This is a genomic window from Secundilactobacillus hailunensis (assembly GCF_005405185.1).
In the GTDB taxonomy this organism is placed as follows: Bacteria; Bacillota; Bacilli; order Lactobacillales; family Lactobacillaceae; genus Secundilactobacillus; species Secundilactobacillus hailunensis.
Genome location: NZ_BJDO01000007.1, coordinates 8,871 through 22,194, shown reverse-complemented (window position 1 = coordinate 22,194; position 13,324 = coordinate 8,871). Strand labels below are relative to the sequence as shown.

Here is a 13,324-nt window from a genome sequence, read left to right as displayed (position 1 = left end):
AAATGAAAATCCCGTACGTCTTTGATTCAACATACGAGATTTAGAGTTTTACTTTTCAGCTTGATCGTCAGTTTTTTTATCAGTCTGATGATCATTTGGCGTTGCTTGGTTCTTGCCCGTTATCTGCTTCTTTGGTGTTTCTTGGCTTTTTGGTGCTTCCTGGTTTTTTTGAGCAGCCTGTTTCTTGTGCTTACTCTTCGGCTTATGCCGACGCGGGTCAACTTCCATGATGACCGGTAAGATCACTGGATGACGACGGGTCTGATCAAACAGATAATGATTGAGCTTTTCTCGTACATCCTGTTTCAGATGCGTCCAGTCAAACTCCTTATTATCAAGGTTGGTCTGAACCGCCTTTTTAATAATTTCAGCACTTTCATGCATCAAGTTTTTATTGGCTTTAACGTACACGAAACCACGTGAAGTAATCTTGGGTTCACCAATGATCTGCTTCTTTTTATGGTCAATGGTAATGACCGCTACGAAGATACCGTCTTCAGAAAGCACCTTACGATCACGCAGCACAATGTTGCCAATATCACCGACACCGATACCGTCGATCATCGTATTGCCGACTTCAACACTGCCGCTTAGAACCATGTCCTTGCCATCGTAGACCAATTGATCACCCTTGGCGGTCATGAAGATCCGGTCTTTAGGCATACCCACTTCTTCAGCGGCGCGCTGATGAGCTGACATCAACCGGTATTCGCCTTGAATTGGCAATAGGTAACGTGGGTGCAAGATGTTGATCATCAGTTGCAGATCGTGCTTGCTGGCGTGACCTGACGAGTTAAGATCATCCGAGATCGCCTTAACCTCGCCACCGGCCCGATAGATCATATCCCGGGTCTTAGCAACCGTGGTTTCCATGGCGTGGGAAGGAGTAGTGGTAATAAAGACGAGGTCGCCCTCTTCTATATTAAGACCCTTTTCCTGTTTATTGGCCATCCGCTGCAGGGCTTTAATCGGCTCACCCATTTTACCGGTTTGAATGATCACAACTTGCTCTGCTGGTAACTTGGCGAGTTGCTCTTCCGTAACCAGCAGATCATCTTGTGGCAGTACCAGCTTGTTCAAACGCATTGCTGTATCGACAATTTTTTCGATGTCGCGACCAGTCAAATAAACTTTTCGACCGGTCTTCGCGGCTGCGTCAAAAACTTGTTGGAGCCGTGAAATGTTGGAGCCGACACTGGCCACTACGATTCGGCTCTTAGCATAGTTAAACGTCTCGATCACGTTTTCCGCAATATCACGTTCACTCGCCGTTTCATTAGGGTTCTCAGCGTTGGCTGAATCACTTAATAATGCCAAAACACCGTTAGTCCCAATCTGAGCTAACCGGGCATAATCGGTTTGGTAGCCTGGTGCAGCCGTCTGATCAAACTTAAAGTCACCCGTATAAACCACGCTACCAGCACTGGTATTTAACACAATGCCCATTGATTCTGGAATTGAGTGCGTCGTTTTAAAGAAGGAAACCGTTACGTCACCAAAATCGATCTCAGTCCGCGCGTCCACCACGTGAAAATCATCAAAGTCCTTCACGTTAGGATCCGACTGACAGCTGATCTTAGCTAATTCGATCGTCATTTCAGAGCCAAATACCGGTACCTTGAATTCATTCAGAAAATAAGGTAATGCACCAATGGCATCCGCATGCCCGTGAGTGAGAAAGACCCCCACGATGCGATCCTTATTTTCCCGTAAATAACTGAAATCGGGAATCACGATATCGATTCCCAGTAATTCGTTTTCCGGGTACTTCAACCCGCAATCTAAAACGTAGATACTATCATTAACATCTACAATATACATGTTTTTGCCATTTTCGCGGACACCGCCCAACGGCATGATCTTTACTTTTGCTTTGTCCATAATTCACCTCAAAATATACTGTTCTTACCTCACAAATCACCAGCTGATAAGATTCAGCTGCCAACTATGAATCCTTACTTTTTTCCTAAACTCTAAAAATTTAGGCACGACTACAAACTGTTTACAGTTTATCACACTTAATTCAACTATGTAACAACCCAAACTGGGCCCGGTAAAAAATTCTTGCTGAAGATAACAAAAAAAGCCCTCCATACCGGAGAGCTTCCAAATTATCAAAATTAACGACGTAGACCCAATGACTTGATCAGATCACGGTAACGGGTAATGTCAGTGTTACGTAAGTAAGCTAACAAGTTACGACGGTGACCGATCTTCTTCATCAAACCACGTTGTGAATGATAGTCTTTTTTATGAGACTTCATGTGATCGTTCAATTCGTTGATGTCTGCTGTTAAAACAGCGATTTGAACTTCTGCTGAACCAGTGTCGCCATCGTGACGAGCATACTGCTTCATAATTTCGGTCTTCTTTGCTTGTGTAATTGCCATGGATAATTCCCACCTTTAATATTATTTGTCCTCCCGTTACTGAGTAGCCGTGAGTGAGATCGCAGTCCACTAAGTAAGGGAAATTTAAGAACCTTTGCTATTATATCTGTTATCGTTCATAATAACAAGGACTTTATATTTAACCGCTTATCAAGTACTTTTACTTTACAATTAGTGGAGAACTGTTGCAATCACTAATTTTATTCTGTATAATGGCATTCGTTGAATAATAACAGAGCCGTCTGGCTTATGAGTGTGGAGGTGAATTCATTGCCAATTATCAAATCTGCGATTGAACGTGCAAAAACGAACGTTAAAGCTAACGAACGTAATTCTGCACAGCTTAGCAGTATGCGAACAACCGTTAAGAAGTTTGAAAAAGCTGTTACCGATCATGACGACAACGCCGCTGAGTTATACAAAGCTGCATCTAGTGCCGTTGACCGTGCTGCTTCAAAAGGTTTAATCAAAACCAACAAAGCTTCCCGCGATAAGTCACGTATGGCTGCTCGTTTAGCTAAAGCAAACGCCTAACTTAAATTAACTCTTAAAAGACCAGTTCGAAAACGAACTGGTCTTTTTTTGTGTCTTTAGGCAACTTCATTTAAATATTTCAGCATAAACAGTTCAAACAGCAGTTCTGGATCTTGGCTGGTTGATTTCAATGACCGTTCAATTTGAATCAATCCCAGATAAGCTTGCCGCAGATGGGCTAACTCCAAGTGACGGACACTTTGCATCGCTAACTTTACTCGGTATGGATGGACTTTCAGGGATGACGCAATGCTCCCCTGGCTATAACCGTTATGCATTAAAATTTTAGTTTGAATCAGCAGTCTAAACTGACTGACCAGCACCGCGTTGATTCGCAGCGGTTCTTCCTTGGTTAAAATTAATTGCCGATACAGGTTTAAAGCCGCTTCAATTCGCTTACCCATCACGTCATTGACCAGATCAAAAACGTTTTGGTCCAGTGACTTTGAAACCAACTCAGCAACCACCGTTTTATTGATCTGTTTAGATTCTGCCGAAGCTAATTTTAACTTTGGCAGCTCATTCATGATCAAAGAGAAATCCGTCCCCGTTCGCTGAAGCAGTAAATTCAATGCTTCCGGGTCGATTCCAAACTGTGCCTGCTTTAAGTTTTGCTGAACCAGTGAGCGGATTTGGCGCTCGCCCACCGCTTCTAAGCTAATCACCTCGGCCGCCTTTTTTATGGTCTTAACCACTTTTTTACGACTATCTAATTTACCAGTTGTGGCAAAGAAAACTACGATAGACGTTGGCTCCGGGTGATCTAAATACTTGATCAAACCGTCAATGTCATGGTCAATCTTACTGCCACGGTGATTTTCGGTGGTTAAAAAATACGCGCGGTCAATAAACACCAGTCGTTTTTCACCAAAGAACGGTGCTGACATGGCATCATTTAAGGCCTGCGCAAGCGGCGTGGTTTCCATATCGTAGCTGGCATAGTTCATGGTTTGCTCAGCCTCTGGAATCACGTTTAAAAACGCGGCCTTGAGCTGCTGAATCAAGTAAGGCTGATCGCCGGTAATCAAATAAACCGGCTTAGCATTACCCTTTTTTAGTTGCGTTAAAGTTGCTTCATAAGTCACGATAAATTCTCCTTTAAAAAGGTCTGCCAACGACCGCCACCGTTAGTATACCGGTAACAAATCATCCCGTTCGTCTGGGTGTTAAACACCGGTATCTGATTTTCTGCCAGTATTGCTAAAGTCTCCTGATTAGGATGGCCATAACGATTATTTCGGCCAGCAGAAATGATGCCAATTTTAGGTTGCAGCTGTTTGACCACTTCCGGATCAGTGGCCGTCTTGCTGCCGTGATGTCCTAATTTTAACACGTCTACTTGCAATGCCGGGTAGCGGTTTAAGATTTCCCGTTCGCCTGCGCGATCTAGATCACCCGTAAATAACCAGCGTAAACCAGCAACCTGCCCCGCTAACACCATTGAGTCTTCGTTAGTCCCGAGGCCCGGTTTGAACGGATGAACCACCGTCAAAGGCGTATCGCTAATTTTTTGACCCGCTTGCACCGGAATCAGTTGGGTGTTTTTAATGTAAGGCCGAATTCGCTGCATGAACTGCGGATTTTGATTCATCCCCAGCGGAATGTATAGCCGTTTAACGTGCATTCCCTTCAACACATCACCAACGTCGCCGACATGATCGGCGTCCTGATGCGACAGGCAGAGGTTATCAATGTGGGCAATCCCCTGACTTTTTAAATAGTTGATGCTAATGCGTTGCGCCCGTGAGCGCCCACTGATTTTTTGGCCGCCAAAGTTCACGCGGCCACCAGTGTCGATCATGGTGATCTGCCGATTATACGGTGAACGAACTAAAAAGCTATCCCCCTGGCCAATATCGAAAAATGTCACTTCGCCAGTAGCTGGTAAATGAATGATTAAAAAGCTGGCCAGATAAACGGTTCCTAAGATAACTGGCAACCATTTCTTGAATTTCTGGGTCATGAGAGCCAATGTCAAAATCGTCAAAACGCCCACTACCCACGCAGCTGGTTTGCCAAACACGATCATCCCCGGCAAGCTATCCAACCAGTTCAAACCGCCAGTAAAGCCCTTTAACAGCCATTCTGTGAAGTCAGTCAGCCAAGGTAGCCAGTGACCGCCAATGCCGGCCACTAAAACGAGGGGGAAAATGCAAACACTAAAGAGCGGTAAAATCAGCAAATTAACAAACATCGCCAGCACGTGCCACTGATAAACGTGATAGAGGATCAGCGGTAGACTCAACAGATTTAACATCACCGTGGTTTTCAGCACACCAAACTGCTTGGTGAATAACAGACCAAACGCTAAACCATAGCTTAATTGACCACCTAAATGCATCAGTAACGCTGGCTGAACAATCAGCCCCAGCAATAAGCTCAGCCCCCAGACGGTTAAACCCGTTAAGCGCCAGCCACACAAGTGAGCCACTAAACCTAAGACTACCACTGCAACAGCACGCAGCAGTCCGACTTGCGCACCGGCTAAAATGTAATAGGTCGGCAGCAACAACAGTAACAGCACTGCAATGGGCGTCTGCGTGAACCCTAATCGGCGCAGACACCAGCTGACTGCAGCAACGATCCAGACAATGTGAAACCCAGAAATACTGAACAGGTGGATCAGACCAAGATCGGTCACCGCGGTCAATGACTCATAAAAGTCCGTTGCCCGCCACCCTAAAAACAGGCCCTGAACGTATAGTTGCAGCGTACTGGGTAACGTTTTAGTCGCTTGAACTAATCGTGCTCGCAGCGCATGGCACGCGTTGACCCACCAAGTGAACGGATCAGTTGCCCGCAACGTCGTAATTGGCGTCAATCGGTCAATTTTAATGGTGTTATAAATGCCCTGATGACTTTGATACTGCCGAAAATCAAACTCATTATCATTAGTTGCTGGCTGGAACCGGCTAATATCGCCGTGAACCAACATTTTAGTGGTTTGCTTAATCTGTAAGCTTTGCAGCAGCGCTTGATCATCAGCAAAGTATTGCCCCTGAATCGTTTGGCCAGCGCTAGTTTTGCCACTTAACTGAACGCGGCCGTTTTCCACCCGCAGTTCATCCGGCTGCACCGTTAACTGCAGGGATGCCCCCGTCTGATCAGGCATTGTTCGTGTCTGCGCCAGTTGCTGCGTGCGCCAAAATAAGCCACTAAAAATGATCAGCACAAGTGCTGACCACATTAAGACTGTTCGATCACGTAAACAAATCAGCCGTACCAACCAAAGCGCCGTTAAGATCACTGATAGCCAGGTTAAGCCAAAAAAGCAACCGCTTAAACAGCCCGCTAAAATGGCTAACCAAATGACGTTATGATTGATGATCTTGTAAATAAGCGTCCACTGACGCCCGTTCGATTGCTTCGGAATCAAGGGTCACTTGATGCAGATCGACCTGCTTTAACTTGATCAACGACATCGCGTACGGATCATTGTGATAGTTGTGCAGGTACGAAATTTTCCGAATACCAGCCTGCAGCAGCATCTTAGTACACTGCAGACAAGGAAAATCGGTCACGTAGATTTCGGCGCCATCCGTGGCTTCACCGAACTTCGCACACTGTAAAATGGCATTCATTTCCGCATGAATCGTCCGTAAACAGTGGCCGTCAACGAGGTAACAGCCCTCATCGGTACAGTGAACGTCACCGGATACGGAGCCGTTATAGCCACCCGCAATGATCCGGCGATCACGCACGATCGTGGCACCCACTGAGAGTCGGTTACAAGTACTTCGGCTGGCCAGCAAGACCGATTGCATCATAAAATATTGATCCCAAGGAATTCTTTTATTCGCCAAAAGCTCTGCCTCCATCATCTAATTGTCTGGTTTAGTATACCAAATTTCATTCGAACATGATAATTTTAGACCACGATTTGCGGTCGCAGCCGTTCTAACGTCTTGTCGCCAAAGCCATTAACGTTTTTCAGGTCATCCGCCGATTTAAAACCACCGTGTTCTTGCCGATAAGCAAGAATCTTTTCGGCCTTCTTCTCACCCACACCGTCCAATTGCTGTAATTCGGTCGCATCCGCCGTATTCAGATTCACTTGAGGTGCCTGACTTTCGGTACCGGCACCACCACCCGTAGCTGGCGTTCCAGCCGCTGAAGCCGGCACCTTTTCACCGTGCTTCGGAATATAAACGACCTGCGAATCGGTCAGTTTCTGAGCGAGATTAACCTGCTTTTCATCCGCGCTACTCGTAAATCCGCCGGCTAACTGAACCGCATCAATGACCCGCATAGTAGACTCCACCTTTTTCATGCCAGGCTGTTTAACGGCGCCTTTGACATCCACGTACATCGTGGTCGTCACGCTGGTCTGACTGGTCGTGCCAGCAGAACTGGTTGACGCCAGCGACTCCGATCCAGAGATCAAGGCCGATGACGCCAATTCGGGCTGGGTACTGGCTGCCGGTCGACTACCTAGCAGTAAAATACCCACCGCAATAATGGTCGTTAAACTCAGCCCGATAATGATCCAAGTTTGCCGACTACTGTTTTCCAATAGTTCTCTTAACCTATCCACTTCTTCTGCTTCCCCCTCTCTGTAACACTAACTACGGAAGGATAGCTAAAAACGTTCCGAGAAATCAGTCTGACTTCTCGAAACGTTTTTTGTAGTGCGTATCTTAGTGGTGCGTATTCAAGTAACGAACAGCTTGGTTAAAGTTAGAAACCGGCACGACTTTCATGTGCGGTGCCACTTTTTGAGCCGTTCTTTTAGCTAATTGATAATTCGTCACGTGGCCGGGTTCCAGCTGCAAAACGGCCTTAGTCGGCTTTAGGTACGGCGCAAAGAAAATGGTTGCGCCAGCCTTATGAGCCGCCACGATCTTTTTATCGATCCCACCAATTTCACCCACTGTGCCATCCGGATTGATGGTCCCAGTACCGGCAATGTTTTGACCATGACGAATGTTCTTGTTAGTTAATTGACCATAGATCTGCAGACTAAACATCAGCCCGCCAGATGGCCCGCCAATCTGTCCCGGATTGACCTTGACGTTTGGCTGAGTTTTAATCTTCACATTATCAGTCAAAAGAATGCCAATACCAGTTCGACCATTGGACAGTTTGATCAGGGGTGCAGTGGTTGTTTTCAGCTTACCATTGTGCTGATACTGAACCCGCAGTCGCTCCCCAACTGACTTTTTAGCAATAAATTTTTGAAAGCCAAAGGCGTTTTCAAAGTGGTGACCATCAACTTTAGTAATGGTATCGCCCACTTTAAGGTGTTTGAACCGAGAATTCTTCTGCACGTCCATGACGTAGATGCCTAAATAATTTTTCGTCACTTTTTTGTGCGCTGCTTTAACCGCCACCGCTTTGGCTTCGTTAATGGCACTTTGCATATAAAAATCCTGCATTTTTACGTATGTATCATTGTTTTGCCCGCCCGTAACGCTTTGTTCGCTTTCAATTGAACTGTACGGTGTCACCTTAGCCAGCAAGTACGTCACTGGCCGGGCTTGCGCCAGCTTAACTGACGTGATCATGAACTTACCGGCACGTTTATCGGGATGGCCCTTAATGCTGACAAATGATTTCAAATTGTCAGCGGAACCCGGCGATTCAATGTACTGCGGCATTGGCCAAAAAAAGCCAATCAGGATCAAAATCGCTAAGACGATACTGATGCCATACTGAAGAACCTTATTACGCGTTTGTTTTTTCATATTATTATTCGAACCTTTGCTTTTGATTTAAAGCTTCGGCAACCGCCGGCGGAACTAATTTGGAAACGTCCCCGTTAAAGTGCAGGACCTCTTTTAGAATCGAGGACGAGATGAACGAATACTTGGGATCAGTCATCAAAAAGACGGATTCAATGGAGTGATCCAAATAGCGATTAATGTTAGCAATATCCGACTCAAAGGCAAGATCCCTTGAATCACGCAGACCACGAACAATCACCGTAGCACCGACTTCCTTAACAAATTGCACCGTTAAGCCGTCTTCTGCCTGCACCGTGACGTTGGGTAAATGGGACACGCTTTTTTGAATCAGGGCAACCCGTTCTTCAGGTGTAAACAGCATATTTTTGCTGATATTGATACCCACGGTCACAATGAGCTGGTCAAATAAGCGACTGGCCCGTTCAATAATGTTTAAATGTCCAAGGGTAAGCGGGTCAAAACTGCCCGGATAGACTGCTTTTGTCATTCACTGACGCCTCCCTGATAGCGATAAATCGTCACCTTAGTAATTCCATACGACTTTTCAACGATCCGTGTGCAGGCCCCAATTTCGGCCGGTAAGACAGCCTCTTGATTGGTCTCACACAGGATTCGACATTCTGGATTTAAAAACTGATTGGTTATCAATTCTTGAATTTCTTTGACGATCTTTTGTTCCCGATACGGCGGATCAAAGTAAATCAGATCAAAACTTTGATGCTGAGCCTGCAGCTGTTTGAGCGCAATTTCCGCATCCCGTTTGATCACCGTGAACTTGTCGGGTTCCTTGGTCACCGCGATATTTTGATTGATGGTTTTAATGGCCGCTCCTTGGCGATCGATCAATACCGCGTGGTCGATGCCCCGCGACACCCCTTCGATGCTCAGACCGCCCGAACCCGCAAACAAGTCCAGACTCCTCCCACCATCGAAGTACGGTCCCAGAATATTAAACATGGCTTCCTTCACCTTATCGGTCGTGGGCCGCGTCTTCATTCCAGGGACCGCTCTCAAATGTCGGCCACCATACTCTCCTGCAACAACGCGCATTATTCTTCATCCTCTTCAAAGTTAATTTGATCTTCCTTGGCATCCGGCTTGCCGGATAACCCCAGCAGATCCATCAGTTCATTTCGAGGAGACTCAATGATCCGTTTAACAAAGTGCAGCTGCTTTAAACGGCCAATCGTCTCTTTAGCATCTTCCTCATTGACATAGATAATGGCATAGCGCATCCGTTTTGAAACGTATTCCAAATGACCATACCGCTTCAGCTGTCGCACTTGACGCAAACTGGCCACGTATACGACCAGATTCGTCCGTGATTGAATATCCATTATGCTAACCCCCGCCTTCTGCGTTCATCCGCGCTAATATTTAACACAATTCCTAAAGAAAGTGTCAGTGAAAACATACTTGACCCGCCATAACTGATAAAGGGAAAAGTTACCCCGGTGATTGGCAGCCAGCCGATCACCCCACCGACATTGATAAAAGCCTGAACGGCAAAGTAAGTCGCCACGCCATAGCAGACTAAGGTATTGAACGAATCAGCGGATCGAATACCGATCCGGATGATTCGCCAAACGATGATTCCCAGCAGCAGCATAATGATGACCACCCCGATCAGCCCAAGCTCTTCGCCGGTAATCGCCATGATAAAGTCGGTGTTGGGTTCCGGCAAATAACCGCGCTTTTGAATCGAATTGCCCAGTCCAACGCCAAACACCCCGCCGTTACTCAAGGCATAGTATGAATTGACCAGTTGCTGACCAGACCCATTGGCATGGCCAAAGGGATCAATAAAGGCCACTAACCGCGCTAATTTATAAGACTTGACCGTTCCTGATTCTGACAGCATCAAAGCAATCGGGAAAACCACCAGCCCGATAATTGCGGTCACACCACCCAAGATCCTATAGCTGGTTTTAAACGAATACCCGCTGCTCAGACACATAATGAAAATGATGGTGGCAATGATCACGGCACTCCCCATGTCCGGCTGAATAAAGACCAGCCCGACCATGATCGCACACATAAGCACTGGAACTCGTACACCACGCCACCAGTGGCCACCAACGACATCGTCATTCCAGTCTGGCACGCTCAAGGCTCTCGCCATTAATAAAATCAGTACCACTTTGACCAGTTCAGCAGGTTGAATACTAAAGGAACCCACCCTAAACCAGCCAGCCGCACCATTAACCGTTTGACCCACGGCTAGCAACCCAATCAATGCAAAAAATAAGAGACCATAAGCGATCATAGTCAGATAGCCGTCAGACCAAACATGACGCGGAACCATGAACACAACCAGCACAATACAAAAGCCTAGTATCACAAACAGCAGTTGCTTAAACAAATAGCTGATTGGTGTTGAACCCATTTGAACGGCAACGTTAGAGCTGGCTGAATAGACCATTACGACCCCGATCGCACATAAAATCAGATACGGCACAATGAGCCAATAGTCTAAATCTTTTAATTTTCTGAAGCTAAAATTTCTCTTGATTGCTGCCTTAAATCTCTGCCATCTTCGCATTTGAAAATCCCCAAACTACTCCGCTAATTTTCTTAAATAAACTTTCTTAATTATAGCATATCGCCCAGATTTGATGTAAATCCGTAGAAAACCTTTAGAATTTAGCCGGGTAATTATCTGAAAATAAGGTTGCAAAAAGCGCACTTCAAAATTGAAGTGCGCTTTTCACTAGCTAGCTTTAAAAGCCGTTAGTCATTATCGTGTTTCTTACGTTTTGCTAAACCAAATAGACTCAAGATACTCATCATACCAAGTCCTAAGGCTGACCAAACGCTGGTGCTTTGTTCACTAGTCTGTGGCAGCTTGGTGGTTGCCTTACCAGTAGCGGTACCATCAGAAGCAGCCGTGCCATTACCAGTCTGCTGATCAGCTAATGATGATGTCGTTACGTTAGTCTGGGCGGATGAGGCTTGACCTGCGCTGGTCTGAGCGGAAGTCATCTGGCTCATTTGACCGGTAGCATCTGCCCGACCGTTTCCAACACTACCGGTTGCCATACCACCGCTTGACTGGTTCGTGGTTGAGCTGCCATCCGTCTTTGGTTTCGCTTCTGGCTGATTTGGCGTCCGGTTCTTACCCGTTGCCGTACCAGTTGAAGTTGTTGGCGTGGTGCCTTTATTGCCTGGCTGGCTTGGTGTTACTGGAGAACCGGGTATCGGTTCGCCAGCTTCTGGCTGGTTTGGTGTTACTGGAGAATTAGGCGTCGGACCGCCATCGTTTGGGTGACTTAGGATAGGATCGCCACCACCTGGATGTATTACTGGGTTAGCCGTGTAGTAAACCGTCTCCTCGGCGTTACCACCACTCTTACCAGTTACGGGTGCTGGATACTGACCGTCAACAGTAGCTGTATCAAATGTGTAACCAGAAACAAGTGGTGAGTTCACTTTATCGTAACCACCCTGAGGTGTTGCAACGCTAACGCCAGTGACTTTATCCGTTTCAATATTCCAAGTCAATGGCTGCACTACGGATGCATATACTGGCGTCGTTGTTCCTTGGATAAAGTAGTTAATCGTCCGTGTCGTTATGGTTTGAGTATGACTAATTTCATGTGTAACGTACACATTATAATTCTGAATCACTTTATCCTGATTGTCATTATTATCAGTATTATCGTAGAACCCACTAGCTGCACCGGTATCCTGACCGACTTTCACGTAATTCATTGGTGGGAGAATGCCATTGGTATAAACGCCGTCCGTAGTCCCATTCAACGTCTGCTCCGCCGATGTCACTTCAGTGCCATCTGTTGCAGTCCAGCCCGATGTCTTATCTGTACCTGTCAAATCAATATAGTGAATTTGAACTGTTTGAGCATCAGGATTGTAGGTTACAGTTACCGTTCCCGCTGCATCAGTTCCCTTTAATGTAGCTGTATCAAATCCGGTAACTTTAGTCTTGGTTGGTGTATAGCCACTGAGAGCCGATGAATCAATTTCACTAAGACCTTCACCAGTCCCAGTCGTTGGTGTCCAAGCACCATAACTGATAATCTTACCAGTAACTGCATCAACGGTTCCTGTCCGCGTGTAATCTTGATGCTGAGTAACGGTATCAAATGCTTGATCGCCCTTACGGTGATCAACAGTATCATTGCCGTAAACGTAGTTGATGGTCCGGGTGATTGTTGCTTTCAAATTAGTATCAGTCGGATCACTAGTTGGAGTAATCGTCTTCGTGGCGTGCTTGACGTAAACGTTATAATTCTGAATTGCTTTATCCTTATTGTCCTTATTATTATCAGTATTATCGTAGAACCCACTAACTGCACCGGTATCCTGACCGACTTTCACGTAATTCATTGGTAGAACGATGCCCTTGGTATAAACGCCGTCCGTAGTCCCATTCAACGTCTGCTCCGCCGATGTCACTTCAGTGCCATCTGTTGCAGTCCAGCCCGATGTCTTATCTGTACCTGTCAAATCAATATAGTGAATCTGAACTGTTTGAGCATCAGGATTGTAGGTTACAGTTACCGTTCCCGCTGCATCAGTTCCCTTCAATGTAGCTGTATCAAATCCGGTAACTTTAGTCTTGGTTGGTGTATAGCCACTGAGAGCCGATGAATCAATTTCACTAAGACCTTCACCAGTCCCAGTCGTTGGTGTCCAAGCACCATAACTGATAATCTTACCAGTAACTGCATCAACGGTTCCTGTCCGCGTGTAGCT

At 46.1% G+C, this 13,324-nt stretch carries 14 protein-coding genes; 2 read left to right on the top strand and 12 right to left on the bottom strand.

The window, feature by feature from the left end:
- Positions 1-48: 48 nt before the first annotated feature.
- A complete protein-coding gene (locus FFM73_RS03255; protein WP_137630356.1) occupies positions 49-1,881 on the bottom strand; it encodes a ribonuclease J in 1,833 nt (610 codons plus the stop codon).
- A gap of 239 nt (positions 1,882-2,120) precedes the next feature.
- Positions 2,121-2,390, bottom strand: a complete 270-nt coding sequence (gene rpsO / locus FFM73_RS03250) for a 30S ribosomal protein S15 (RefSeq protein WP_137630355.1) — start codon at positions 2,388-2,390, stop codon at positions 2,121-2,123.
- Positions 2,391-2,660: 270 nt separating this feature from the next.
- On the opposite strand from rpsO, the gene rpsT reads away from it, so the two are divergent.
- Positions 2,661-2,924 (top strand): 30S ribosomal protein S20, encoded by a 264-nt coding sequence (rpsT, locus tag FFM73_RS03245; RefSeq protein WP_054654644.1) that lies wholly within the window; start codon positions 2,661-2,663, stop codon positions 2,922-2,924.
- Positions 2,925-2,980: 56 nt separating this feature from the next.
- On the opposite strand, the gene holA is transcribed toward rpsT, so the two are convergent.
- Together holA and FFM73_RS03235 are read right to left on the bottom strand one after the other, a co-directional pair.
- Positions 2,981-4,009, bottom strand: a complete 1,029-nt coding sequence (holA, locus tag FFM73_RS03240) for a DNA polymerase III subunit delta (protein WP_373278631.1) — start codon at positions 4,007-4,009, stop codon at positions 2,981-2,983.
- The gene (locus FFM73_RS03235; protein ID WP_235874442.1) at positions 4,006-6,150 is read right to left on the bottom strand and encodes a DNA internalization-related competence protein ComEC/Rec2; all 2,145 of its coding nucleotides are present in this window, start codon (positions 6,148-6,150) and stop codon (positions 4,006-4,008) included. Before FFM73_RS03235 ends, holA begins: the two co-directional genes overlap by 4 nt.
- On the opposite strand from FFM73_RS03235, the gene FFM73_RS12715 reads away from it, so the two are divergent.
- Positions 6,086-6,244: a hypothetical protein gene (locus tag FFM73_RS12715; protein ID WP_171001181.1), complete on the top strand. Its 159-nt coding sequence runs from the start codon at positions 6,086-6,088 to the stop codon at positions 6,242-6,244. The two genes, FFM73_RS03235 and FFM73_RS12715, sit on opposite strands and share 65 nt — an antisense overlap.
- Here the strand turns inward: FFM73_RS12715 and FFM73_RS03230 are convergent.
- The 8 genes from FFM73_RS03230 to FFM73_RS03195 form a co-directional block, all read right to left on the bottom strand.
- A complete protein-coding gene (locus FFM73_RS03230) occupies positions 6,239-6,742 on the bottom strand; it encodes a ComE operon protein 2 (RefSeq protein ID WP_171001187.1) in 504 nt (167 codons plus the stop codon). The two genes, FFM73_RS12715 and FFM73_RS03230, sit on opposite strands and share 6 nt — an antisense overlap.
- A 50-nt stretch (positions 6,743-6,792) precedes the next feature.
- The gene (locus tag FFM73_RS03225; protein ID WP_137630352.1) at positions 6,793-7,458 is read right to left on the bottom strand and encodes a helix-hairpin-helix domain-containing protein; all 666 of its coding nucleotides are present in this window, start codon (positions 7,456-7,458) and stop codon (positions 6,793-6,795) included.
- A gap of 103 nt (positions 7,459-7,561) precedes the next feature.
- Positions 7,562-8,608 carry a SepM family pheromone-processing serine protease gene (locus tag FFM73_RS03220; RefSeq protein WP_137630351.1) on the bottom strand — a complete coding sequence of 349 codons (1,047 nt, stop codon included), beginning with the start codon at positions 8,606-8,608 and terminating at the stop codon, positions 7,562-7,564.
- Positions 8,609-8,612: 4 nt separating this feature from the next.
- Positions 8,613-9,095 carry a pantetheine-phosphate adenylyltransferase gene (coaD, locus tag FFM73_RS03215; protein WP_137630350.1) on the bottom strand — a complete coding sequence of 161 codons (483 nt, stop codon included), beginning with the start codon at positions 9,093-9,095 and terminating at the stop codon, positions 8,613-8,615.
- On the bottom strand, positions 9,092-9,658 hold the full coding sequence (gene rsmD, locus FFM73_RS03210) for a 16S rRNA (guanine(966)-N(2))-methyltransferase RsmD (protein ID WP_137630349.1): 567 nt from the start codon (positions 9,656-9,658) through the stop codon (positions 9,092-9,094). Before rsmD ends, coaD begins: the two co-directional genes overlap by 4 nt.
- Complete coding sequence (locus FFM73_RS03205) at positions 9,658-9,945, bottom strand: YlbG family protein (RefSeq protein WP_137630348.1); 288 nt, start codon at positions 9,943-9,945, stop codon at positions 9,658-9,660. Before FFM73_RS03205 ends, rsmD begins: the two co-directional genes overlap by 1 nt.
- Positions 9,945-11,150: an FtsW/RodA/SpoVE family cell cycle protein gene (locus FFM73_RS03200; RefSeq protein WP_137630347.1), complete on the bottom strand. Its 1,206-nt coding sequence runs from the start codon at positions 11,148-11,150 to the stop codon at positions 9,945-9,947. The genes FFM73_RS03205 and FFM73_RS03200 overlap by 1 nt, the downstream gene beginning before the upstream one ends.
- Positions 11,151-11,338: 188 nt before the next feature.
- A partial coding sequence (locus tag FFM73_RS03195; RefSeq protein ID WP_171001180.1) for a mucin-binding protein occupies positions 11,339-13,324 on the bottom strand: 1,986 nt, incomplete at its 5' end.